The organism is Yersinia antarctica, assembly GCF_056636475.1.
This window is the reverse complement of record NZ_JBSJQF010000001.1, coordinates 1687508-1713437: the sequence shown is the minus strand read 5'-3', so window position 1 is coordinate 1713437 and position 25930 is coordinate 1687508. Positions and strand designations below refer to the sequence as shown.

Below are 25930 nucleotides of genomic sequence, written 5' to 3'. Positions count from 1 at the left end.
GGTATGGCTATGAACCGCTTTGTCATTGCGGAGTCGAGGCTTTGTATTGGATGCAATACCTGCATGGCTGCTTGCAGCCAGGTGCATAAAGCCAAGGGTTTACAAGAGCACCCCAGATTGACCGTGATGCGAAATGCCACGGTCACAGCACCGATTCTCTGTCGCCACTGCGAGGATGCATGGTGCGCGCGAGTTTGTCCGGTCAATGCCATCACGTTGACCAATAACGCCGTTGAGTTGGATGAAACCACCTGCATCGGCTGCAAGCTCTGTGGTATCGCCTGCCCGTTTGGCGCAATTACGCCCGCTGGCAGTAAGCCATTAGCCGTGCCGGAGAGCTTTCCTGAATATATTCCGATGACCGAGCTGTCTGATGTGCCATTCAGCCCGGCCAACATGAACCCGTTCCTGGCCTGGACGGCCGGTGTTCGTGCCATTGCTGTGAAATGTGACCTATGCAGCTTCCAACCACAGGGACCGGAATGTGTACGGGTCTGCCCCACTAACGCACTGATGTTGGTGGATGAACACAGCATCGAGCAAGCCAATCAGGCTAAACGGCTCGCTGCGGCCCGTGGGTTTGCCAACGACCTGCCCTTTATCACCGGGGACAGCTCGCCCACCCTCTCTCACGAGGAGCAGAAAAGATGATGAACTCTCTGGAGCTACTGTGGCTCTCCTTACTGCTCTATCTGGCTGGTGCGCTACTTTCGCTACTTTTGGCTCGCCGGGAAACGCTGGCGATTTATGCCGCTGGGCTGGCTTCATTGCTGGGTGGGGTTGCTGGCTTGTTTGCCGCCGCGCCAACCTTACTGGGGGGCGATATCATTACCTTTATCACCGCCGGGCCATTCCCCTTCGCGGCCTTCAGTCTGCGCCTTGATCCATTGGCGGCCTTTATGCTGATGGTCATCTCACTGCTAGTGGTGGTCACTTCGCTGTATTCACTGGCTTATGTGCAGGAATACAAAGGGCGTGGGGCATGGGGAATGGGGGTATTTATGAACCTGTTCATCGCCTCGATGGTGGCACTGGTGGTGGTGGATAACGCCTTCTACTTTATTATTTTCTTTGAAATGATGTCATTGGCTTCCTACTTCTTGGTAATTTCCGATCAAGACGACGATGCTATCAGCGCCGGCCTACTCTACTTTCTGATTGCCCACGCCGGTTCCGTGTTAATCATGATTGCCTTCTTCTTATTGTACCGCCAGAGCGGCAGCCTGGAATTTTCCTCCTTCCGGCAGGTGCATCCAGAGCCGGTGATGGCTTCCGTTATCTTCCTGCTGGCTTTCTTCGGTTTTGGTGCCAAAGCTGGGATGCTGCCATTACATGGCTGGCTCCCACGCGCCCATCCCGCAGCCCCATCTCATGCCTCGGCCTTGATGTCCGGCGTGATGGTAAAAATTGGTATCTTCGGCATCATCAAGGTTGGTATCGATTTACTCGGTGCCAGCCAAATATGGTGGGGAGTGGTGGTGCTGGCCTTTGGTGCAGTGTCGTCGGTACTGGGAGTGCTGTATGCATTAGCCGAACACGATATCAAACGGCTGCTGGCTTATCACACAGTTGAAAACATCGGCATTATTCTGATGGGCGTTGGGGTTGGCATGATAGGTATCGCGGGCCACCAGCCTATATTGGCCGCCCTTGGCCTACTGGGTGCACTCTACCATCTGCTTAACCATGCAGTATTCAAAGGGTTATTGTTCCTTGGCGCTGGCGCCGTTATCTACCGGGTGCACACCAAAGATATGGAAAAGATGGGTGGGCTGGCAAGGATGATGCCGTATACCGCACTGGCGTTTCTGGTGGGATGTATGGCAATTTCAGCGCTGCCGCCCTTCAATGGTTTTGTCAGTGAATGGTTCACCTATCAATCGTTATTTACTATGACCAAAGATGGTGGATTTATTATTCGTCTGGCCGGACCGATTGCCATCGTCATGCTGGCAATTACCGGCGCGCTGGCGGCCATGTGCTTCGTTAAAGTCTACGGCATTAGCTTCTGCGGCCTACCGCGCACGGAAAAAGCCGCACAGGCGCGGGAAGTGCCGTGGCCAATGACGGCAGCCATGCTGTTGCTGGCCCTACTGTGCCTGGCATTGGGGATTGGTGCCACCGAGGTAGCACCGGTGATTGCCCGCATTGCCAGTAGCCTGATAGCGGCCCCTGCGGCACAGACTTTACAGGTTGCACAAGGGCCGCTGTTGTTCCCACAACACAGTTCTCAAGCGATGCTGTCTACCCTCTACATCTTCTTCGGCTTATTAATCCTGCCACTGGTGATTTTACTGATAGCCAGTCTCTACAAAGGCAGCCGTCTGGCATTTCGCCATGGCGGTGACCCATGGGCCTGTGGTTATGCCTACGAACAAGCAATGACCGTCTCCGCCGGTGGTTTTACTCAACCCTTGCGGATGATGTTTGCCCCACTCTATCGAATGCGTAAAACCCTCTCCCCCGCACCGATGATGCAACGTGCTCTTGAGCACTCGATCAGTGGTGCCGGGCGGGTAGAGCCGCTATGGGACGACAAAATTGTGGCCCCGCTTATTCGCCTGATCCAATGGCTCAGCCAGCGTATTCAATGGCTACAACAGGGTGATTTCCGCCTCTACTGTCTGTATGTGGTCGCCGCACTGGTTACCCTGCTGATAATCGCGGCTATTTAAGGAGACGAGCAATGCCAACTACTGATATGCCTGCGGTCTCTATGATTGCCTTCGCCATTGGGCAGGCGCTTTTCATGCTGGCGCTGGCACCATTGATGTCGGGTATTTCGCGCATGGTAAAAGCCCGCATGCACTCACGCCGCGGGCCGGGCGTGCTACAAGACTATCGTGATTTAGCCAAACTGTTAAAACGTCAGGATGTAGCACCGGCGAATGCAGGCATCATCTTCCGTCTGATGCCTTATGTGTTATTAGGCAGCATGTTGCTGATTGCGATGGCGCTGCCCATTTTCACGCTAGCATCGCCATTTGGCGTGGCAGGAGACCTGATAGCCCTGCTTTATCTGTTCGCGCTGTTCCGCTTCTTCTTCTCACTGGCCGGTCTGGATAGCGGCAGCATCTTTGCCGGTATCGGTGCCAGCCGTGAGTTAACCCTTGGTGTGCTGGTGGAACCGACACTGATTCTGTCGCTACTGGTAGTGGGGTTAATCGCCGGTTCGACCAATATCGGCACCATCAGTACTGCACTCTCGACCGGCCACTGGCAATCGCCGACCGCAACCGCGCTGGCGTTACTGGCCTGTGGTTTCGCCGTGTTTATCGAGATGGGCAAAATCCCGTTTGATGTCGCCGAAGCTGAGCAAGAGTTACAAGAAGGGCCGCTAACCGAATACTCAGGTGCCGCGCTGGGTCTGGTCAAATGGGGCATCAGCCTGAAACAAGTGGTGGTGGCACAACTGTTCCTCGCCGTGTTTATTCCGTTCGGCAAGCTGGCAGTACTCACTGGATTTGGCCTGTTGTGGGCGCTACTGGCCTGCATTATCAAGCTGGTGGTGGTGTTTGTACTGGCCTCCATCGTGGAAAACAGTATCGCCCGTGGGCGCTTCCTGTTGACCTCCCGTGTTACCTGGCTGGGGTTTGGTGTTGCTGCCTTGTCCCTGGTTTTCTATCTCACAGGTCTTTAAGGAGCTAATAAACCCATCATGGAGAACATGGCTCTTATGAATATCGCCCTAATGAACATCGCCCTTGCGACCATTCTGGTCCCATTTGCCGGTGCCATCCTCACGGCCTGCTTGCCACAGCAATGGGCAAAATGGTCCTGTACTTTCTTTTCACTACTGGCAACTCTCGGAACCCTGTTGCTGGCCTATATCTACTTAAGTGGCGGGAAGATTGATGTCACGGTTGATCTAATTCACTACGGCGATATGGCGCTGTTTGGCCTGACTATCGACCGCATCAGTACCTTGATTGCTTTCGCCGTCGTCTTTCTTGGGCTGCTGGTCAGTATCTATTCTACCAGTTATCTGACCCTGGGTAATCGCGAGCACCCGCACGAAGGCACTAACCGCTACTACGCCCTGTTGCTGGTATTTATCGGTGCAATGGCCGGGTTGGTATTGTCATCCACTCTGCTGGGTCAGTTGTTCTTCTTTGAAATCACCGGCGGTTGTTCGTGGGGATTAATTGGTTACTACCAGAGTCAGAAGTCACTGCGCTCGGCACTCAAAGCGCTGCTGGTAACCCATGTTGCGGCTATCGGCCTGTATCTGGCGGCCGCGGTGTTACTGGTTAATACCGGCACCTTTGCCCTAACGGCACTGGCGCAATTAGACAACAGCACCAAAATCATAGTGTTCGGCGGCATCCTGTTTGCCGCTTGGGGGAAATCCGCCCAGTTGCCACTGCATATCTGGTTACCGGATGCGATGGAAGCCCCGACGCCGGTCAGTTCATACCTGCACGCCGCCTCGATGGTCAAAGTGGGGGTTTATATCTTTGCCCGCGCTATTTATTCCGCTGGCGATGTACCCCAAATAATTGGCACCGTGGGCATGGTGATGGCAGTGATTACGCTGATCTATGGCTTCTTTATGTATCTGCCACAAAAAGATATGAAGCGGCTGCTGGCCTACTCCACCATTACCCAGTTGTCTTACATCTTCTTCGCTCTGTCGTTGGCTATCTATGGCTCAAAAATGGCCTTTGATGGCGGCATTGCCTACATCTTTAACCATGCGTTTGCCAAGAGTCTGTTCTTCTTAGTGGCAGGTGCGCTGAGCTATAGCTGCGGTACTCGTATGTTACCCAAACTCAAAGGCATCATGGGCAAAATGCCACTACTGGGCGTGGGGTTCTGTGTCGCTGCACTGGCAATCACTGGGGTGCCACCTTTTAATGGCTTCTTCAGCAAATTCCCTATTTTTGCCGCTGGCTTCTCGCTCTCTCACGAACATTGGCTACTGATACCTCTGCTGGTGCTGGCACTACTTGAATCGGTAGCGAGCTTTGGCTGGTTCCTCTACTGGTTCGGGCAAACCGTACCCGGTAAACCATCACCAGAGGTCGCCTGCGCCAAACCGCTGCCACTGGCGATGCAGGGGGTATTGGTGATTCTGGTGATTATGTCGGTGTGCTCAAGCTTTATTGCTGTCGCCTGGCTCGGATAAGGGAGTAGAAAATGACCGGAACACTTCTTGTCAATAATTTGGTCGTAAATAACCTCGCAGGGCTGCTGATCATTACCTCACTACTGGTAATCATCGCCAAGAAACCCGCCACTTCGGCGCTGCTTTATGCCTTGCAGTCACTGGTACTGGTGCTGATTTTTCTGGTACTGGCTGAAACCTTGGGTGCCCACGAGCTGTACCTGTGGTCGCTGAGTGCCTTTGTCACCAAAGTGGTGCTGGTGCCGTGGATTATGTATCGCGCTTTTCGCCAAATGGACGATCCCAAAGCCAATGGCGGCATCATTGGTACCGCCAGCCTGATTTTTATCGCCGCCATCATTATCTTGCTGAGCTACTTCGTGGTTGAACCGGTGCAACTGCCCATGGTCAGCGCACTGAAACCGGCGCTGGCCGTCTCATTGGGGCATTTCCTGATTGGCCTGCTGTGTATCGTCACCCAACGCAATATTCTGAAAAATATCTTTGGCTATTGCCTGATGGAGAACGGGGCTCATCTGATGCTGGCGCTGCTGGCCTTCCGCGCACCGGAATTGGTCGAGATTGGCGTTGCCACCGATGCCATCTTCGCGGTGATTGTGATGACGCTCATGGCGCGCAAGATTTACCGCACGCTGCACACGCTGGATGTTAAACAACTGACGGCGCTAAAGGGGTAATGAAATGAGTAATACTGACCTGCTGTTGTTGCTGCTGGCGATACCTCTAATAGCCTCATTGCTCGCGTTCGCTTGCCGGGCGTTAGGCAGTGCCGCACGGATGGCAACCACTTGGGTGCATTTTACCGGCATCACTGTGTTGCTAGTGGTGGCGCTGACGGTAGTGTGTCGGGTTGCGCTGGGCGGGGAGATTCTGGCGGCGCATAATTGGCTGCATATCGATAGTCTCAGCGCGCTGTTCCTCGCTATTCTGGGCATTATCGGCTTTATCACCGGTCTCTATTCCCTTGGCTATATGCGTCATGAAGTGAATAATGGCGAAATCACAGTTGGCACGCTGTGCAACTACTACGGTTTCTTCCATCTGTTCCTGTTCACCATGCTGTTGGTGGTCACCAGTAATAACCTGATCCTGATGTGGGTTGGTATTGAAGCCACTACCCTCAGCTCAGCCTTTTTGGTGGGATTATACGGGCAGCGCTCCTCACTGGAGGCGGCGTGGAAGTACATTATTATCTGTACCGTCGGTGTGGCATTCGGGTTGTACGGCACAGTGCTGGTATATGCCAATGCCGCGAATGTGCTGGCAGATCCGGGCAGTGCTATCTTCTGGACCGTGGTTTCTGAACACGCTAAAGAGTTGGACCCCAGCCTGATGCATCTGGCGTTTGTCTTTATCCTGATTGGCTTCGGTACCAAAACCGGGCTGTTCCCAATGCATTCGTGGCTACCGGATGCCCACAGTGAAGCTCCTAGCCCCACCAGCGCCCTGTTATCCGCCGTACTGCTTAACTGCGCCCTGCTGGTTATCATCCGTTACTACATCATTATCAGCGCCGCCATCGGGCCACATTTCCCACAAATGCTGCTGTTGGTGTTCGGCATGATGTCGGTTGCGGTATCCGCCTTCTTTATTCTGGCTCAGCGCGATATGAAGCGTTTACTGGCCTATTCCAGCGTCGAGAATATGGGGTTAATTGCGGTTGCGCTGGGCATTGGCGGCCCGCTAGGTGTGCTGGCAGCACTGTTCCACACCTTGAATCACAGCCTGGCTAAGACCTTGCTGTTCTGTGGTTCCGGCAATGTGTTATTGAAATACGGCACGCGGGATATGGGCGCGATTAAAGGCATTATCCGCGTCGCACCGCTGACTGCGGTGTTACTGGCTGGTGGCGCATTAGCGCTGGCCGGGATGCCGCCGTTTAACGTATTTATCAGTGAGTTTATGGTGGTGGCTGCCGCGATTGACGCCGGCCATATTTGGCTGGTTATCGCCCTGCTCTTGCTACTAACACTGGTACTGGCCGGATTGGTACGCATGATAGCCAACACCGTGTTGGGAACACCACCGGCAGCGGTCAGCAAAGGCGAACTGGGTATTCTGACCACCGCGCCGATGGCGATACTGTTGTTGTTGATGCTGTTGCTTGGCGTGCATATTCCGGCTCCAGTGACCCGTTTATTGACCGATGCGGCCCAGATTGTTCTCAATAACGATGGCAGTGAGCCAACCCAGCAACAATTTATGCTGCCGTGGCAGCACCTCTCTCCACCGCAACCCGTAACTCAGCCCATTCCATCCGTTGCACAGAGCCATAGTGCGGTGCAACTAACCCCGAATCGTCAGGAGATGTAACGTGACTCGCGAAACCCCTATTTCAGCTATTCCGGGTTCAGGTCAGCCGGTGTCAAGCCATCCACACAGCGGTGAAAAGCTGGGTGCAGCCTATGTAGCCCGCCTGCGTGAACAATTTCCTGCGGCGATTTTAGATGAAGAGTGGCAAACCCCTGATCAACTGACCATTACCATCAAACTAAATAGCCTGCCCGATGTGGTAGAGCACCTTTATTATCAACAAGGTGGCTGGTTGTCGGTGCTGTTTGGTAATGATGAACGCAGCCTGAATGGCTATTTTGCCATTTACTATGTGCTGTCGATGGAAGGCCGTGAACAATATGGCGAAGAGACCGGTAAGCAGTATGGCGATAAGTGCTGGGTGATTGTCAAAGCACTTATCAGCCCTGAACGACCGGAGTTCCCGTCAGTCACACCTCGGGTACCTGCCGCCGTCTGGGGCGAGCGAGAAGTACGCGATATGTATGGTCTGCAACCGGTTGGTCTGCCTGATGAGCGCCGTTTAGTGCTGCCCGATGATTGGCCAGATGACCTCTATCCGTTGCGTAAAGACACCATGGACTATCGCCAGCGCCCCACGCCCACCAGCGATACAGAAACCTATCAGTTTGAAAACGAAGCAGGCAGCAGTAGCCGGGTGGTGCCTATTGGCCCAATGCATATTACCTCTGACGAACCGGGTCACTTCCGGCTGTTTGTCGACGGCGAAGATATTATTGATGCCGATTACCGCCTATTTTATGTCCATCGTGGCATGGAGAAACTGGCCGAAACTCGCATGGGTTACAACGACGTCACCTTCCTGTCAGATCGCATCTGCGGCATCTGTGGCTTCACCCACAGCGTGGCCTACACCTCTTCCATTGAAAATGCTTTGGGCATTATCGTGCCGCCACGGGCACAGATGATCCGCACCATTTTGCTTGAAGTAGAGCGGCTGCACAGCCATCTGCTCAATATCGGTTTGTCTTGTCACTTTGTTGGTTTCGATACCGGTTTTATGCAGTTCTTCCGCGTGCGTGAAAAAGCGATGACGATTGCTGAGATGCTCACTGGCGCACGTAAAACCTACGGTCTGAATCTGATTGGTGGCGTACGCCGCGATATCCTGAAAGCGGATCGCATCAAAACGCTGCAATTGGTCTCGGAGATGCGTGCCGATATCGGCCAGTTAGTGGATATGTTGATGAGCACCGCCAATATCGAACAACGTACCGTGGGGGTGGGCCTGCTGGATCGCAAAATCGCCCGCGATTTCAGTCCGGTCGGCCCAATGATCCGCGCCAGTGGCTATGCGCGTGATATGCGCCATGACCACAGCTACGCCAACTATGCCAATGTGCCCAAAGAGTTGTTTACCCTTGATGGCTGCGATGTCCACTCCCGCCTGCTGGTGCGGGTGCGCGAGTTCTTTGACTCGCTGGTGATGATTGAATATGGCCTGAACCATATGCCTGGCGGGCCGCTGCTGGAAGAAAAAGTCAATTACCAACCTTACAAGTTCGCCCTCGGGTTCTCGGAAGCACCACGTGGCGAAGATGTGCATTGGAGCATGACCGGCGACAACCAGAAGCTATTCCGCTGGCGTTGCCGTGCGGCAACTTACGCCAATTGGCCGGTGCTGCGTTATATGTTGCGCGGCAATACCGTCTCCGATGCGCCCCTGATTATCGGCAGCCTCGATCCCTGCTACTCCTGTACTGACCGGGTCACTCTGGTGGATGTGCGCAAGCAAAAATCCGTCACTGTGCCGTACAAAGAGATCGAGCGTTATGGCATTGAGCGCACCCATTCGCCGCTCAAATAGAGGGATGAAGAATGTTCAAACTGTTTAAAACCATCCTGAAAGTGGGCGACACCACGGTGAAATACCCGTTTAAGCCGCTTGAGGTCAGCCACGGTTTTCGCGGCAAACCGCAATATGATGCCGAGCAATGCATCGCCTGTGGTGCTTGTACCATGGCCTGCCCTGCCAATGCGCTAACCATGGAAACCGATCTTGCTAGCGGCACTCGTCAGTGGCAGTTATTTCTCGGGCGTTGCATTTTTTGTGGCCGCTGTGAGGAGGTCTGCCCGACCCGCGCCATTGTGTTATCACAAGAGTTTGAACTGGCCGTCTTCAACAAAGCGGATTTGTATCAGCGCGCCAGTTTTACCCTTGCCCATTGCCAGCAATGCCAGCAACCCTTTGCACCGAAAAAAGAAGTGGATTATGTCATGGCACTGCTGATTCATTCCGGGATGGCGGCCGAGGATGTCGAGCAGCAGCGGCCACATTTTGAAACTTGCCCTGAGTGTAAGCGCAAACAGAATATCGTTATTAATAACAACGTCATGCTGGATCAGCATAGCGAAGGGAGGGGCAAGCTATGAGCCAACCACATTCATTAAAACCGGGCTGGGGGCACCATGTTAGCCAGCCGATCGCACTTGATCCCTCGGTTGCCCAGTTAAAAAGTAAATTATTGAAAGATATCAAGCGCTCCGCCTATGTCTATCGGGTGGATTGTGGTGGCTGCAACGGCTGTGAGATTGAGATTTTCTCCTCAATCACCCCACTGTTCGACACCGAGCGCTTTGGTATCAAAGTAGTCGCCTCCCCCCGCCACGCGGATATTTTGCTGTTTACCGGTGCGGTTACTCGCGCCATGCGCACACCGGCACTGCGCGCTTATGAATCGGCACCGGACCCAAAAATCTGCGTCTCTTACGGCGCGTGTGGTTGTGGTGGTGGCATCTTCCATGACCTGTACTGTGTCTGGGGTGGCAGCGATACCATCGTACCGATTGATGTGTACATTCCCGGTTGCCCGCCGACCCCAGCCGCAACCATCTATGGTTTTGCCGTGGCATTGGGTCTGCTGGAGCAAAAACTGAAAGGCGAAGAGCATCAGGAGAGTGCCGATGAACGCGTCGCGCTGATTCACCCCGATGCACCGCTCAATCTGCGAGTGCTGTTGGAGCGTGAAGCGCGCCGTATGGCCGGCTATCGCCAGGGGCGGGAAATCACCGACAGTTTCTTGTCGCTGCTGGTCAATCAGCCATTACCGGAATTTGAACAGCGCTGCCAGAACTACCTGCGCCAACAAGATGATCCGCGTCTGAGCGAGATATTCGCTAACCTGCAACACATTGCCCTGATACAATTGGCGGGAGGCAAAGCTGATGTCCGCTAAGGTTATTTTCTATGCACTGAATCAGAAATTCCTCGACAGTGATGACGATATGCCCGAGCAAGCACAACAAGTGATGTATTACTCACTGGCTATCGGCCACCATGTGGGGGTGATTGATTGCTTAAAAGCCATCATGGAATGCCCGCTGGCAGAATATGAACAATGGTTTGGTCAGTTGCCCGCCGGCGAGGCTCACCGCAAGATGGCCGGTTTACTGAAGTTTGGTGAAATCACCATCGACAGTACCCATACCCAGTTATTGGCAAAAGCCTTCGCACCACTGGCTGAAAACTCCGCCTCACTCCACCAGCCATGGAGCCAACAACTGCTGCAAACCCTGTACGATATCGAGCAGGAACCTGCCATCTATTTAATGGTGAAACGCCGCCCATGAACATGCCACATCTCCCCGCCACTCACACCACCGCCCTCAATCTAGTGTTAACCGTTGGCAACAGCATGATGGGCGATGACGGCGCAGGCCCACTACTGGCTGAACGCATGACACAACAACCACTGATTGACTGGCAGGTGATTGACGGTGGTTCGGCACCGGAAAATGTGGTGCATCGTATTCGCGCATTGCAACCGACGCGATTAGTTATTGTCGATGCTGCCGATATGGAGCTGCCGCCGGGTGAGATTCGCATCATTGACCCTGAGCGAATTGCCGAAATGTTTATCATGAGCACCCATAATTTACCGCTCGACTTTCTAATTGATCAGTTAAAGGAAGATATTAGTGAAGTCATTTTTGTAGGGATTCAACCCACCTTAGTAGCGTTTTACTTCCCAATGACCGAGCCAGTAAAACAGGCGGTAGAAACGGTGTATCAACAACTGCCACACTGGCAAGGTGACGGTGGTTTCGCGCATTTATAGCGAAATGACGGCATGGCGTCGTCAAATTTGCCGACGTCATGCCAGCCGACAGTTTCCTGTTAACCTCCCCGCCCACATCAGCATCCACTAATCCTTTATAAAACAATCACATTTATTCACTTTTACCTGACCACTTCAAGTTGGCATAAACCATGCAGTATGTAAGGTAATGAGCCAGATTAGCTGTTCTAAACGTGAATCTGCCAGATCTATCAATTTATACCCAATAGATTTCAAGGTGCAGGAAGGCGGCAAGCGAGTGAGTCCCGATGAGCTTACTCAAGTAAGTGATTCGGGCGAACGAGTGCAGCCAACACATCTGCAACTTGAAAGATGAAGATATTTATCCCCAATAGATTTCAAGGTGCAGGAAGGCGGCAAGCGAGTGAGTCCCGATGAGCTTACTCAAGTAAGTGATTCGGGTAAGCAAGTGCAGCCAACACACCTGCAACTTGAAAGATGAAGATATTTATCCCCAATAGATTTCAAGGTGCAGGAAGGCGGCAAGCGAGTGAGTCCCGATGAGCTTACTCAAGTAAGTGATTCGGGTAAGCAAGTGCAGCCAACACATCTGCAACTTGAAAGATGAAGGGGAAGGAGAGAACACAATGAACCGGTTCATAATCGCAGACCCCAAAAAGTGTATTGGCTGCCGCACCTGTGAGGTGGCCTGCGTGCTGGCACACAACGGTGGCAAGCTGGACACGCTAACTAAAGCCAATTTCGCGCCTCGGCTGAAGGTGGTTAAAGGGCTAAATGTCAGTACCGCCATTATGTGTCGGCACTGTGAAGATGCCCCTTGTGCCAATGTTTGCCCGAACGGCGCAATTGTTCGGGCAGCGGACAGTATTCAAGTGTTGCAGGAAAAATGCATTGGCTGCAAAACCTGTGTCGTTGCCTGCCCGTATGGTGCGATGAGCGTCGTGACCAAACAGGTCGAAGTGATGTTTAACGGCCTCTCACAAGGATTCTGCCTGAAAGCCGAAGCACAGAAATGTGACTTGTGCGAAGGGCAAGCCGCCGGCCCGGCGTGTATCTCCGTTTGCCCAACGCAGGCGCTGCACATGATTGGCCGCGACACCATGCAGGCCATGCTGCGCAAAAAACAGATGCGTGCTGCTTTAGATGAAGCCAACGAAATGAGCTTTTAGTCAATAAGGCTGCGGCTCCAAGAACGAAGGGTAATTATTATGAAAAAAGCATTAACGGTCTGCCCGTACTGTGGCTCCGGCTGCAAAATCAATTTGCTGGTTGAGAATGGCAAAGTGGTTGGCGCTGAAGGCGCAAATGGCGTCACCAATCAGGGTGAGTTGTGTCTGAAAGGCTACTATGGTTGGGACTTTCTCAATGACACCAAATTGCTAACTCCGCGCCTTAAACAGCCGATGATCCGTCGCCAAAAAGGCGGCAAGCTGGAGGCGGTATCCTGGGATGAAGCGATTGAGTTTGCTAGCAGTAAACTGCGGGCAATCAAAGAAAAATATGGCCCGGAAGCCATTATGCATACCGGTTCATCCCGTGGCCCAGGCAATGAAACCAACTATGTGATGCAGAAATTTGCCCGTGCGGTTACCGGCAGCAACAATATTGACTGCTGCGCCCGTGTTTGCCACGGCCCGTCGGTCGCCGGGCTGCAAGTGACATTGGGTAATGGCGCGATGAGTAATTCAATCTGTGAGATTGAAGATACCAAATGTATTTTAGTGTTTGGCTACAACGCCGCTGACTCCCATCCGATCGTGGCCCGCCGTATTCTGAAAGCCAAAGAAAAAGGCGCGAAAGTGATTGTCTGCGATCCACGCCATATCGAAACGGCGCGTATTGCAGATCTCTGGTTACCCCTGAAAAACGGCTCCAATATGGCACTGGTAAATGCCTTTGCCAATGTGTTGATCACTGAAGAGCTGTACGATAAAGATTATGTCTCCCGCTATACCGAGGGCTTCGACGAGTACCGTGAAATCGTCGCCAAATACACCCCGGAATATGTCGAAAGCATTACTGGCCTGCCGGCGAAATCAATTCGTGAAGCCATGCGTATCTATGCCGCCGCCCCTTCAGCCACCATCTTGTGGGGGATGGGTGTCACTCAGTGGGGCCAGGGCGTAGATGTCGTGAAAGGGTTGTCAGGACTGGCACTGTTAACCGGTAATCTGGGGCGCCCGAATGTCGGTGTTGGTCCGGTACGCGGGCAAAACAACGTGCAGGGTGCCTGCGATATGGGCGCATTGCCAAATATGTATCCGGGTTATCAATCTGTGACCGATCCCGCCACACTGGAAAAATTTGCCAAAGCCTGGGGGGTACCATCCCTGTCCGATAAAGTCGGTTACTCGCTGACCGATGTTCCACATAAAGTGAAAGAGGGGAAAATTAAAGCCAACTACGTGATGGGCGAAGATCCACTCCAGACCGAACCGGATTTGTCCATGATGCGTGAAGCCTTCAGCGAATTAGAACTGCTGATTGTGCAAGATATCTTTATGACTAAAACCGCAGCCGAGGCGGATGTTATCTTCCCCGCCACCTCGTGGGGCGAACATGAAGGGGTCTATTCTGCAGCAGACCGTGGTTTCCAGCGGTTTGAAAAAGCGGTTGAGCCACAAGGTGATGTAAAACCAGATTGGGAAATTATTAGTCTGATGGCGACCGCACTCGGCTATCCGATGAAATATAACAATACCAAAGAGATTTGGGATGAACTGCGTGAGTTGTGCCCGCTGTACTATGGCGCAACCTACGAGAAAATGGCAGGTTTGGGCTATATCCCATGGCCATGTACCACTGAAGACAGTCCCGGAACCCCCTGGTTGTATGCCGGTAATAAGTTTGACCGCCCTGGCGGCAAAGGATTGTTATTTGCCAGTGAATGGCGTGCGCCAATGGAACTGGTGGATGAGCAATATCCGCTGGTGTTGTGTACCGTGCGTGAGGTCGGCCACTACTCCTGCCGTTCGATGACTGGCAACTGTTCCGCACTGCAAACACTGGCCGATGAACCAGGTTATGTGCAAATCAGCCCGCAGGATGCGGATAAAATGCGCTTGCAGGATCAACAACTGGTGTGGGTAGAATCGCGTCGCGGTAAAGTTATCACGCGGGTCTCAGTCAGTGAACGCATTAATATCGGTGCGGTATATATGACCTACCAGTGGTGGATTGGTGCCTGTAATGAGCTGACGCTGGACCATCTGGATCCGATTTCCAAAACACCGGAATATAAATATTGCGCGGTGAAGCTGGAAGCCATCCCAGATCAAACGTGGGCAGAAAACTATGTGCAACAGGAATACAGTCAGTTGAAGGCGCGGTTACGTAGAGAAGCCGAAGTGGGGTGATCGGTTAACGGCTACTGCGCTTTGCCATTCTGGGTTTACGCAGTGCTCGCCACCGTCATGTACTTATATGTACACTCCGGTGGCTGTGCGCTGAGCGCGCCCAGACTGGCTTTGCTCGCGACGCCGCGTTCAGGTAGAAGGGTTTGGCACTGCTTGGTTCAACACGGTATTCGGTAAATAGATATTAGTTTTATTCGAAGCAAATAAATGAGTTAATCCATCCCATCTTCATCTTCGATACTTTTTACTGATATTCCTAACCGCTGCATCCGTGATAACAAGGTGGTGCGTTTTAGCCCTAACTTAATGGCGGCCCCTTTGGGGCCTGCAACCACGCCATTGGTTTCACGTAATACCCGAACAATTCGCGCGCGCTCAGACTCTGAAGATTCAGGCTCTTCACTTTCGGGTAATAAGGTTTTATGCACAACCCTCTCTGCCACGGGTTTAGTAACCTCTAGCGGCGACAAATGATATTCCAGCTCTTGTAACTGCAAATTCAGCGTAGTGCCACGGCTAAGGATGACCGCCCGCTCAATAACATTTTCCAATTCACGAATATTGCCCGGCCACGGTAAACGGCTGAGCAAACGTAATGTTTCACCAGGAATTGTGTCGATAGTGCGATTCATCCGTTTGGCTATTTTTTGAGTAAAGAATTTTACCAGCAACGGAATATCTTCCGGCCGCTCACGCAGCGGAGGGATCACAATCGGAAAAACATTAAGCCGATAATAGAGGTCACTGCGATATTCGCGATTCACCATCATCAATTTTAAATCACGATTGGTCGCAGCAATTAGGCGAACATCCACCGGAATAATTTTACTGCCGCCAAGGCGTTCTATTTCCCGCTCTTGCAATACACGTAATAATTTAGGCTGTAGTTCCAGAGGAATATCGCCCACTTCATCAAGAAATAGTGTACCGCCGTCAGCCATTTCAAACCGGCCAATACGCTGTGATGATGCACCGGTATAAGCCCCCTTCTCATGACCGAACAGATCACTTTCCATCAAACCCGATGGAATGGCTGCACAGTTCATTTTCACCATGCGTTTATTCTTGCGGGTACTCAAATTATGAATAGCCCGGGCAATCAGCTCTTTGCCGGTGCCGGTTTCCCCCAGGATCAATACGGTACAATCACTGGAAGCCACCATCTCAACTTGTTCCAGTACTGCTTTAATCCCTGCACTATTACCGATTATCTCGCCAAACTCTTCATTATGAATAATCTGGTCCGTTAGATAGAGATTTTCATTTACCAACGAATCTTTTAGGCGGGTAATTTCGTTGTAGGCCAGAGCATTATCAACCGCAATGGCAATACGAGCTGCAATTTGGCGCAACAGTTTTAGATTGCTATCAGTGAAAATATCACTCTGACATTGTGCCAGTTTCAAAACACCTAACATTTTGTGACCGAAAAAAAGCGGCAACAGGCAAACAACTTGTAACCCTTCATCCAGCATATTTGCCAGTTGCTTATCGTCCGGTGCCAAAAGAGAGATATCAGCCAAATTAACCAGCAATAACGTTTTACTCTGTAAAACCTGCCCAGCCAAAGTGCCGGTAATATCCACCCATGCCTGCTGATACTGTACGGCCTTGCCACTCTGGTAGCGGGTAGAAAATACATTTAACTTATTTTTATCCTTATGGGTACCACAGAGCGCTAAGCTAATGTAATCAATATTAAAAAATCGATGTATCTCTTTTGATACTTCTGCCGCTAATACATCCAACTCCAGCTTAGAAATAACCGTATTGGTCACATCCACTAAAATCCGATAGTGGTCGCGCTCAAAGCGCAGTTTTTCACGCTCGGAAAATGCCCGATTGATTTCAGCAATATTATCAACGGCGATTGCCACTACATCTGCCAGTAATCCCAGAAAAGTAACTGCTTGTTCATCAAACTCACTGTCATCAGTTTTAATAAATTCGATACAGCCAGACCAGTGATTGTCATGACCCAAGGGGAAATGGCAGCCAGAGTGCAATGCCTGATAGGGAATCAAATCACAAACAGCAGAAAACTCCCTTTGCATACGGCGATGGTCAGTCTGCAAAGGCGTCTGCTGCTGCCAGGCTAAGCCACCGGGGCCTTCGGCAAACAAGATATTTTGCGATCCCTGCACCTTGTTGGTCGCATCGTCATGGGTATAAAGGGTATTTTGGTTATAAAGAGGGTTAAGCAGTAATAAATTGACCCGCTGAAAACGCACCACAGAAAAAGAGAGCTTTCTGAGTTCATTAACTAAATCGGTTATATCCCGCAGCAATAATAACTTTTTTGATACCGTGAACAGTGTATCTTGCCAAACTTGAGCCAATGTGGGACGGGGTAGTTTTTTTGCTCTATCCATAAACGTCGTTATTAAGCCCAGAAAAATGATCACTACTTTAAGGTATTAAACTGAACAAATATATATCAACAGACGATAAGCTTGATCTGGGTTAACAAACTATTTCTCCGTAATTTTTCCGTCTTACCAATCAGTTGAAATCACGTCTCATTTACATCGTAAGATAAATAAAAACATTAGGTTACATGTAATACTCACCCTACATGGAACATCAAATTACAACTAGCACTATATAAATAAATATATATCGAAAACAAAAATAAGTATTAATATCTGACCCAGAAAAAACCAATTTTAGGGAAGATACAAAATGCAACAGTAAAATCGCTCAATGAATCTCTGGTATGAAAAATGCATTACATTTAGGTCAGAAAAATAATTTATTAATATTAGTTTTCATTCCCCTACACCGATAAAATAATAAGTAAGGAGTTATCAATGAGCATTGAAAATCCCTTTGATCTGCGACTTCCGGTTGATATGGCAAAACTGGCAGAGCAAGTCGGTATATATAAAGCCACTAAGAATCCGGCCACCACCTTTTATTTAGCCATGACTGCCGGTGTATTCATCTCTATCGCTTTTGTCTTCTACATTACAGCAACAACCGGCACTGCTGGCGTGGTGGCATTTGGGTTAGCAAAGTTGGTAGGCGGCCTGTGTTTCTCTCTTGGCCTGATTTTAGTGATTATCTGTGGGGCTGATTTATTCACATCCACAGTACTCATTGTGGTGGCTAAAGCCAGTGGCAAAATCAGTTGGCGGCAATTAATCTGTAATTGGGTGAATGTCTATTTCGGTAATCTTATTGGTGCACTGTTCTTTGTGGCATTGATTTGGTTTGCCGGTCAGCATACGGCGGCAAATGGTTTATGGGGCTTGAATGTGTTACAAACAGCCGAACACAAATTGCATCATACGTTTGTAGAAGCGGTGTGTTTGGGGATTCTGGCTAATCTAATGGTCTGCCTGGCAGTATGGATGAGCTATTCCGGCCATACTTTGACGGATAAAATTGTGGTGATGTTACTGCCTATCGGCATGTTTGTCGCCAGCGGTTTTGAACACAGCATTGCCAATATGTTTTTGATCCCATTAGCTATTGTCATCCGCGATTATGCATCACCGAGGTTCTGGCTATCAATTAATGCTACCCCGGATCAATTTTCTGCGCTGACCCTAAATAACTTTATTATCGATAATCTAATCCCGGTGACTATCGGCAATATTATTGGTGGTGGGTTATTGGTTGGCCTGACCTATTGGATTATTTATCTGCGCAATCCAGCTCATTGAGTCAATAGCGCCATTGATATCGACAAATTTGACGAAATGACGTGAATAAAAGTGACACCCATAACGTAACAGCCAGTCGGGTTTACCCCTGACTGGCTGTTACGTTAATTCACAATAACCGATTATTTCTTCTTAGCGTATTTCAGTGAGTCTAATGCGACGGCAAAGATAATGATCGCACCTTTAATAATATACTGCCAATAAGGGTTCACACCGATATAAGTTAATCCGTAGTTAATAACGGTAAAGATAATTACCCCAGTCACTACGCCGATAACGGTACCAACACCACCACTAAAGGACACACCGCCCACCACACAGGCGGCAATCGCATCCAACTCGTACATAAAGCCAAGGTTGTTAGTCGCACTACCGATACGGCCTGCTTCCAACATACCGCCGAAAGCATAGAACACACCGGACAAGGCATAGATCATGATCAAGTTTAGTGGCACATTCACACCAGAAACTTTTGCCGCTTCCGGGTTACCGCCGATGGCAAAAATATTCTTACCAAAACGAGTTTTATTCCACAGCACCCAGACAAAGCCGATAGCAATCAAAGCATAGAAGGTAATATAAGACAGTTTGAAATCACCAAATCGTAAGAACCCTTGAGCAAAGGTTGAGAATGCCGGATCAAAACCTGCAATCGGTGATGCGCCAACGAAATCGTAATACAGGGAGTTAATCCCGTAGACGATAATCATCGTACCTAATGTGGTAATAAATGGAGTCACATTCAGGTAAGCAATGATAATACCGTTGACCAAACCAATAATCGCACCAATCAGACAGACGGTTAAAATAACAATCGGAATCGGCACTGTGTGTAAATCAGGGAAAACTTTATTAACGTTATCCATTGCTTGCAACATGGTCGCCGCAACTACCGCCGCCAAACCTACCTGACGCCCGGCTGACAGGTCGGTCCCTTGGGTAACAATCAGCCCTGCCACACCCAGTGCGATAATAATACGCACCGATGATTGGGTTAGAATGTTACTTAAGTTCATCAGACTTAAAAACGTCGGATCCTTAACAATAATAATTGCCAGTAATACGAACAACACCACATAAATCCCGCTCTCTTTAAGGTAAGTGAGCATACTTTTCTTATTTAACGCATTCATAATAAGAACCTTCGACTAGATTAGAGATGCAAGGATGCAAGACGTAATATTTCATTTTGCGTGGTTTGCTTAGTATCAACAATTCCCGCAACCTGACCATTACTCATTACTAAAATTCTGTCAGTGATCCCTAGTAGCTCAGGCATTTCAGAGGAGATAATAATAATCCCTTTGTCTTTCTTCGCTAATTCAGTCATTAACTGATAGATTTCAAACTTAGCACCGACATCAATACCTCGAGTCGGCTCATCCAACATTAATATTTCTGGTTGAGTCAGTAGCCAACGGCCAATAATTACTTTCTGCTGGTTACCACCGGATAAAGAGCCAATACTGGTACGGTGACCGGGCGTTTTTACACGCATCGCATCGATAACCCATTGGGTATCGCTCTTCATGCGCGTATTATCCAGCAGCCCAAATTTATTTTTATAGTTACGGATATTAGAGATCAGGGAATTAAAACCCACATCGAGATAAGCGTAAATCCCGGTTGAGCGGCGCTCTTCAGTTACCAGTGCAAACCCATGATTAATGGCTTCATTGGCACTATGGTTATTAATACTTTTGCCATGTAACTTAATGGTCCCGGCCACTTTTTCGCGGATACCAAATAAGGTTTCAACAATATCGGTGCGCTTGGCCCCAACCAAGCCAGCAATCCCCAAAATCTCGCCTTTATGCAAATCAAAGGAGACATCACGGATCGAGGGTTGGCGCAGCGAGGTCAGATTTTTCACTTCCAGAATGACTTCACCCGGCGTGTTCAGGCGATCAGGGAAACGCTGACTCAGTGAGCGCCCCACCATCATTGAGATTATCTGATCCATGGTCAGCCCTTCCAGCGGCTGGGTAGTAATCCACTGACCATCACGCAAAATAGTGATTTCATCACACAGTTGGAATATTTCTTCCATCTTGTGAGAGATATAAACAATGCCGCAGCCACGCTCTTTCAATTTACGAATAATCGTAAATAGATGATTAACCTCTTTCTCAGTTAATGAAGAGGTCGGTTCATCCATAATGACGATTTTGGCGTTATAAGAGAATGCTTTGGCAATCTCGATCATTTGCATTTGAGATACTGATAATGTTGCGACTTTATCGCGGGGATCAATATCAATATCCAATTCATCAAAGATAGCTTTGGTATCTTTGTACATTTTATCTTGATCGACAAAAAAACCTTTGGTTGGGTAACGACCCAGCCACATGTTGTCCATCACTGTACGTTGTAACACCAGGTTTAATTCCTGATGAACCATAGAGACACCGTGCTCTAATGCTTCTTTAGAGCTTTTAAATTCTATTTCTTGCCCCTGAAAGAGAATACTCCCGGAGTCTTTTTTATAGATACCAAACAGACATTTTAATAGCGTTGACTTACCTGCACCATTTTCTCCCATTAATGCATGGATCGAACTTGGCCGCACTTTAAGATTTACGTTATCTAACGCCTTTACACCCGGAAATGATTTATTGATATTACTCATTTCCAGCAACCACTCACGGGGTTGTGCTGTATTAATATCGGCCATAGTTATACCTGGCTAAGAATTGCCACTCACCTGCGAAATAAATACCTTATTCGCCGATAAGTGCATATTCAAAATAAGGATCAATGCAAAAAAACCTTCGGCCCCGGTGCTGGTTACCCAATATCGGGGCCAGAAGGTTAATAATTACTGCTTTACCCTTAGCACTGACACGGCTTTGGGCACCACCTATCACGACAGGCTGTTATTTAGTAAATTCAGCCAGGTTATCTTTATCAACACCTACATACGGAATACGTACGATTTTGTTTTCGATTTTCCAGTTAGTCCCTTCAGCAGCAGGTTTACCGGCAGCCAGATTTTTAACTAAATCGAAAGTTGCTTTAGCTTGATTGTTGGCATCGTTCAATACGGTACCGGCCATTTGGCCTGATTTCACCAGCGCTAACGCTTCTGGCAAGGCATCAACACCAAATACTGGAATACTGGTTTTGTTATGGGCTTTCAAGGCTTCTACTGCACCCATCGCCATCGCATCGTTGTTAGCAATAACCACTTCGATCTTGTTGGCGTTAGGGCCAGATAACCAGGCATCCATTTTATCTTTAGCTTGCGCGGTATCCCACATTGCAGTATCTAACTGCAATTGTTGAGTCGGCAGACCTTTTTCATTCAACGTTTTAATGACATAAGTTGTACGTGCTTCAGCGTCTGGGTGACCCGGCTCGCCTTTCAACAGCACAAATTGGATTTTGCCATCTTTATTCAGATCCCATGCTGGGTTGGCTTTCCAGTGTTTCGCAATCAGCTCACCCTGAATAACACCAGACTCTTTAGAGTCAGTCCCTACATAGTAAGCTTTATCGTAACTATCCAATGCCTTACGTGAAGGTTCTTTGTTATAGAACACGATCGGCACATCGTTGCCGCGTGCTTTATCAATAACAACCGGTGCTGCTGCTGGGTCGACCAGGTTAATGGCTAGCCCTTTCACACCTTTAGCCAGCAATACGTCAATCTGATCGTTTTGCTTGGACTGGTCATTTTGGGAGTCATTCATCAGTAAGGTAACGTCAGGAGATGCTTTAGCATCTTTCTCGATAGCTTTACGGACCACGGACATAAAGTTGTCATCATATTTATAAATAGTGACACCAATACGGGTATCAGCTTGAGCAGCCGCGCCAAACATCATGCTGGCAACCAGGGTCGCTAATGTGAAAACCTTCTTATTCATTTGTATCTCCGGGTTTATGTAGGGTAGTACAGGGTGATAACACCGTCGCCTTAACGTGAGAAAGACCCATCGTTCAAAGCTGCTGACACTGAATATCTATCGTCCTTGAGCGCACTCCACTCCGAGAAAGCCGCCTGAGTCGTCAAAAACCATGCCACTTACAAACTCAACATCTGCGGAACGCGTGTTTGTAAATTACTATTCTAAAACCCGCTACCGTGTGTTTTTTTATCCGGTAACCGATGACATATTGATACATTCAGGTAGAAAACAACTAGAGCATAGACGGGCCGTTGTTAAGAATCTGTGAATTTTCTCACAGATTGAAAACGGTTACACAAGAATAAATACGTAACTAGTGAGCGACCCCACAAATTGCGACAGAATGACGCGGTACCAATGTGGGTTTAAAACAATAAGCCGCGTGCGGGTCTGGCGGATGACTGGCCCCTTCAAGTGCCAGCTCGGTGGCTAAAGTTGCCATAGAAACAATAGGATAACGCACTGTGGTCAATTTGGGGCTGGTATAGCGGGCAATAGGGATATCATCAAAGCCCACCAGCGAAAACTGCTCAGGGACACTGATACCGTTTTCTTTCAACACCGCCAGCGCACCAGCAGCCATTGAGTCGTTATAGGCAAACACCGCACTGAGCTGTAAATTGCGCCCCAGCAAGTCAATCATGGCACGCTCCCCCCCAGCCAGATCAGGAGTACCAAATGCTCGCCAACTGTCAGGAGCAGTGACTCCGGCGGTCTCAAGCGCATTTAGGTAACCCGTTTGACGCTGGATAACATCATCAATGGGGTGGTTGGAACCGAGAAAACCGATACGTTGGTGCCCTTGTTTAAGCAGTAAACGGCATGCCATTTGCGCACCGCTAACATTGTCTAATCCTACACAACGGTGCTCAAACCCAGGAATAATCCTATTAATAAGAACCATACCTGGAACCTGGTCTAAAAAAGCGATTAACTCACCGTCACTCAATGCCTTAGCGTGAACAACCAATGAATTACAGCGTTGACGCAGTAGCACTTCAATGGCATGACGCTCTTTATCGGCCTGGTGGTAGCTATTACCAATCAACAGATATTTTTGATGTCGTTGGGCTACGGTGTCTACCGCTTTCACCAAGGCACCAAAAAAGGGATCAGAGACATCCATCACCACCACACCGACAGTATCGCTACTTTGTGTTGCCAGTTTTTGTGCATTAGCATTTGGGCGGTAGCCCAGCTCTGACACCGCTTTCAGCACTGCGGCGCGCGTTTCTGGCCGAATAGCAGCGCTGTTATTGAGGACACGGGATACCGTAGCCAGCGAAACGCCAGCCCGCGAGGCCACATCACGAATGGTGATACTATTTCCAGATGAATGCAGAGCAGCCATGACCTTATCCTGTGAATAAGTAACCATGCGCGTGTTGATGTGAACTGGGCATGGCAGGTGGCTTATCCTACCCAGTTTGTTGAATTTGCCACGTGAAATGCGTCACAAGAAAGAAAACGTTTACATACAAATTTGCAACCCGCTCGATCATTTTTACTTTACAGACTCATTCAGGGCTTAGTGTTGCGTGGTTGTAACGATTGACCGCAAGCATAGGCGGTCAATTTTCGCCATAACCACTCGAGTGGCCCTTGGGCAAAGTAATGCAGCCATAGCAGGGAGAATAGGATATTACACAGCCAGACCAGTGGAACAATCGCGAGGAGTTGTAGGCGGTCAAGCTGTTGATATAAGCCGAAGTGATAGAAAATCAACGTACATATCAATGTTTGCAGTAAATAATTACTCAGAGCCATGCGCCCTACCTGTGCCAACCAATGATTGACACGCCAACCGGATATTGTGGGACCGAAGCCATACAGCAGAGCCAGATAGCCCACAGCCTGTAATGGAGCCCCTAACTCACGGGGAACTTGCAACAAAAAACCGCTCCAACGGTAATCCCAGCCCACTGCCCATTGCAGTGCCACCCCAGGTATTTGGATAACTAATGAAAGCGGTATCAAACATGCCGCAAGCAAACGGTAGTGGCGCAAGCTAAAATCACCGCGTAGCCAGCCAGAACGCATTAACCCAGCACCAAATAACATCGAGCCAGCCAGCTCCCAGCCATATTGGGCGCCGATAGCAATCAAATTGGATGACAACAGATCTAACCGATTCTTCCAGGCTTCCATGCCCCCCTGCAACTTCCAAAATTGCTCATATTGCAGATCCGCAGGCCCCGGCTGCCAAAATCGCCCCGGTTCGCCATTAGTGATAAACCCCAGTAACAGCAATACCGCGACACCCACTAAATAAAGCACCGCACCGGTACGCAACAAACTGGCGGCATCTTTGGCATCACGAATCATTCGCCAACACACCAGACCGATCAAACCATAAGCAAATAGAATGTCTCCATCCCAGAAAAAGATACCGTGAATTAATCCCAGTAATAGCAATAAGGAAAGTCGCGCCCGAATCCAGCTCTTGCCGCGTTTAAGTAATAGCTCAAGGCCCGCACCAAACAGAATGGCGAAAATAGATAAGAACTTGGCCTGTGCCACAATATCGAGAATGGCCCAAGTCCAGGCATCGGATAGCGAAGGAAGGCCCAGATAGGCCGGATTAAGATAAGCAGCCTTTGACAGACCGAAGGCGCTGATATTAAGCAGCAGAATGCCAAGGATGGCCAGCCCTCGCGCACTGTCTAACGTTGCGATGCGTTGACGCATACCTGACATCCTGTGTACGGGCACCCACTGGTACCCTCTCTGGAAAAGGCTAATTAGCCGTTGTGACGTTAGCTATTATGACGAACAGCACGCAGGAATTCCTGGCGCGTATTCTGGCTAGATTTGAATAACCCGCCTAATGATGTCGTGGTGGTCGCACTGGTAGCATCACGAATACCGCGCGCTTTAACGCAATAATGCACCGCATCGATAGAAACTGCGACATTATTAGTGCCTAACAGTGTCTGTAGTGCCAACAGGATTTGCTGTGTCAGCCGCTCTTGCACTTGCGGGCGCTGAGCAAAGAACTGCACGATACGGTTGATTTTAGATAAACCAATCACACTGTCTTTGGGAATATAAGCGACAGTGGCTTTACCATCAATAGTGACAAAATGATGTTCGCAGGTACTGGTCAGGGTGATATCTCGTACCGTGACCATTTCATCGACCTTCATTTTATTCTGAATCAGGGTGATTTTGGGGAAATTTTCGTAATCCAGTCCAGAGAAAATCTCATCAACATACATTTTGGCAATACGTCTTGGCGTATCCGCCAGACTATCGTCAGACAAATCAAGATTCAGCAATTGCATGACTTCAGTCATATGCGCTTGAATCTTGGTTTTACGCGTTTGGGCATCTAACTCTTGTTTGCGCAGCGGGGTTTCAAGACCACGGGCCAGCAATGCCTCATGAACCAACTCAGCTTCTTTACTTAGCGATGACATTCTTTTCTCCAGCAGGCGTACACATCCGAACAGTATAAACATGATGTAGATCACGTTCGGATTTTGCTCCCCACTTTAGTTGAGAGCAAAATGAT

General features: G+C 49.5%; 21 protein-coding genes. 14 read left to right on the top strand and 7 right to left on the bottom strand.

Going from position 1 to position 25930, the window contains the following annotated elements; genetic code table 11:
* Positions 1–9: 9 nt before the first annotated feature.
* The 13 genes from ACWJJO_RS07925 (at position 10) to fdhF (ending at position 14837) form a co-directional block, all read left to right on the top strand.
* Positions 10–651: a 4Fe-4S dicluster domain-containing protein gene (locus ACWJJO_RS07925; RefSeq protein WP_032906844.1), complete on the top strand. Its 642-nt coding sequence runs from the start codon at positions 10–12 to the stop codon at positions 649–651.
* Entirely contained in the window at positions 648–2675 is a 2028-nt protein-coding gene (gene hyfB / locus ACWJJO_RS07920) for a hydrogenase 4 subunit B (protein ID WP_481090891.1), read from the top strand. Before ACWJJO_RS07925 ends, hyfB begins: the two co-directional genes overlap by 4 nt.
* A gap of 11 nt (positions 2676–2686) precedes the next feature.
* The gene (locus ACWJJO_RS07915) at positions 2687–3640 is read left to right on the top strand and encodes a respiratory chain complex I subunit 1 family protein (protein WP_083159367.1); all 954 of its coding nucleotides are present in this window, start codon (positions 2687–2689) and stop codon (positions 3638–3640) included.
* Positions 3641–3676: 36 nt separating this feature from the next.
* Positions 3677–5128, top strand: coding sequence for a hydrogenase 4 subunit D (locus ACWJJO_RS07910; protein ID WP_481090890.1), 1452 nt, complete (start codon positions 3677–3679; stop codon positions 5126–5128).
* Positions 5129–5139: 11 nt separating this feature from the next.
* On the top strand, positions 5140–5805 hold the full coding sequence (hyfE, locus tag ACWJJO_RS07905; protein ID WP_083159369.1) for a hydrogenase 4 membrane subunit: 666 nt from the start codon (positions 5140–5142) through the stop codon (positions 5803–5805).
* A 4-nt stretch (positions 5806–5809) separates the two neighbouring features.
* The gene (locus ACWJJO_RS07900) at positions 5810–7441 is read left to right on the top strand and encodes a hydrogenase 4 subunit F (protein WP_083159370.1); all 1632 of its coding nucleotides are present in this window, start codon (positions 5810–5812) and stop codon (positions 7439–7441) included.
* Between the two features lies 1 nt (position 7442).
* Positions 7443–9248 carry a hydrogenase large subunit gene (locus ACWJJO_RS07895; protein WP_083159372.1) on the top strand — a complete coding sequence of 602 codons (1806 nt, stop codon included), beginning with the start codon at positions 7443–7445 and terminating at the stop codon, positions 9246–9248.
* Between the two features lie 11 nt (positions 9249–9259).
* Positions 9260–9814: a hydrogenase 4 subunit H gene (hyfH, locus tag ACWJJO_RS07890; protein WP_372568906.1), complete on the top strand. Its 555-nt coding sequence runs from the start codon at positions 9260–9262 to the stop codon at positions 9812–9814.
* Positions 9811–10617: an NADH-quinone oxidoreductase subunit B family protein gene (locus tag ACWJJO_RS07885; RefSeq protein ID WP_372568905.1), complete on the top strand. Its 807-nt coding sequence runs from the start codon at positions 9811–9813 to the stop codon at positions 10615–10617. Before hyfH ends, ACWJJO_RS07885 begins: the two co-directional genes overlap by 4 nt.
* Positions 10607–11011, top strand: a complete 405-nt coding sequence (locus tag ACWJJO_RS07880; RefSeq protein ID WP_083159378.1) for a formate hydrogenlyase maturation HycH family protein — start codon at positions 10607–10609, stop codon at positions 11009–11011. Before ACWJJO_RS07885 ends, ACWJJO_RS07880 begins: the two co-directional genes overlap by 11 nt.
* 2 nt (positions 11012–11013) lie before the next feature.
* Complete coding sequence (gene hycI, locus ACWJJO_RS07875) at positions 11014–11499, top strand: hydrogenase maturation peptidase HycI (RefSeq protein WP_481091570.1); 486 nt, start codon at positions 11014–11016, stop codon at positions 11497–11499.
* Positions 11500–12107: 608 nt separating this feature from the next.
* Positions 12108–12650 (top strand): 4Fe-4S binding protein, encoded by a 543-nt coding sequence (locus ACWJJO_RS07870; RefSeq protein ID WP_032906839.1) that lies wholly within the window; start codon positions 12108–12110, stop codon positions 12648–12650.
* Between the two features lie 39 nt (positions 12651–12689).
* Positions 12690–14837 carry a formate dehydrogenase subunit alpha gene (gene fdhF, locus ACWJJO_RS07865; RefSeq protein WP_083159380.1) on the top strand — a complete coding sequence of 716 codons (2148 nt, stop codon included), beginning with the start codon at positions 12690–12692 and terminating at the stop codon, positions 14835–14837.
* 212 nt (positions 14838–15049) lie between these two features.
* Here the strand turns inward: fdhF and flhA are convergent, their stop codons facing one another.
* Entirely contained in the window at positions 15050–17209 is a 2160-nt protein-coding gene (flhA, locus tag ACWJJO_RS07860) for a formate hydrogenlyase transcriptional activator FlhA (protein ID WP_481090889.1), read from the bottom strand.
* Positions 17210–17647: 438 nt separating this feature from the next.
* Between flhA and focA the strand changes: the two genes are divergently transcribed.
* Complete coding sequence (gene focA, locus ACWJJO_RS07855; RefSeq protein ID WP_481090888.1) at positions 17648–18505, top strand: formate transporter FocA; 858 nt, start codon at positions 17648–17650, stop codon at positions 18503–18505.
* A gap of 122 nt (positions 18506–18627) precedes the next feature.
* On the opposite strand, the gene mglC is transcribed toward focA, so the two are convergent.
* The 6 genes from mglC to folE form a co-directional block, all read right to left on the bottom strand.
* Positions 18628–19638, bottom strand: coding sequence for a galactose/methyl galactoside ABC transporter permease MglC (gene mglC / locus ACWJJO_RS07850; protein ID WP_005187595.1), 1011 nt, complete (start codon positions 19636–19638; stop codon positions 18628–18630).
* Positions 19639–19658: 20 nt separating this feature from the next.
* The gene (gene mglA / locus ACWJJO_RS07845; RefSeq protein ID WP_372568901.1) at positions 19659–21179 is read right to left on the bottom strand and encodes a galactose/methyl galactoside ABC transporter ATP-binding protein MglA; all 1521 of its coding nucleotides are present in this window, start codon (positions 21177–21179) and stop codon (positions 19659–19661) included.
* 202 nt (positions 21180–21381) lie between these two features.
* Positions 21382–22374: a galactose/glucose ABC transporter substrate-binding protein MglB gene (mglB, locus tag ACWJJO_RS07840; protein ID WP_372558441.1), complete on the bottom strand. Its 993-nt coding sequence runs from the start codon at positions 22372–22374 to the stop codon at positions 21382–21384.
* A 355-nt stretch (positions 22375–22729) separates the two neighbouring features.
* Positions 22730–23767, bottom strand: coding sequence for an HTH-type transcriptional regulator GalS (gene galS, locus ACWJJO_RS07835; protein ID WP_481090887.1), 1038 nt, complete (start codon positions 23765–23767; stop codon positions 22730–22732).
* A gap of 170 nt (positions 23768–23937) precedes the next feature.
* Positions 23938–25104: a DUF418 domain-containing protein YeiB gene (gene yeiB / locus ACWJJO_RS07830; protein ID WP_083159389.1), complete on the bottom strand. Its 1167-nt coding sequence runs from the start codon at positions 25102–25104 to the stop codon at positions 23938–23940.
* Positions 25105–25172: 68 nt separating this feature from the next.
* Complete coding sequence (gene folE, locus ACWJJO_RS07825; RefSeq protein ID WP_042569448.1) at positions 25173–25835, bottom strand: GTP cyclohydrolase I FolE; 663 nt, start codon at positions 25833–25835, stop codon at positions 25173–25175.
* Between the last annotated feature and the right edge of the window lie 95 nt (positions 25836–25930).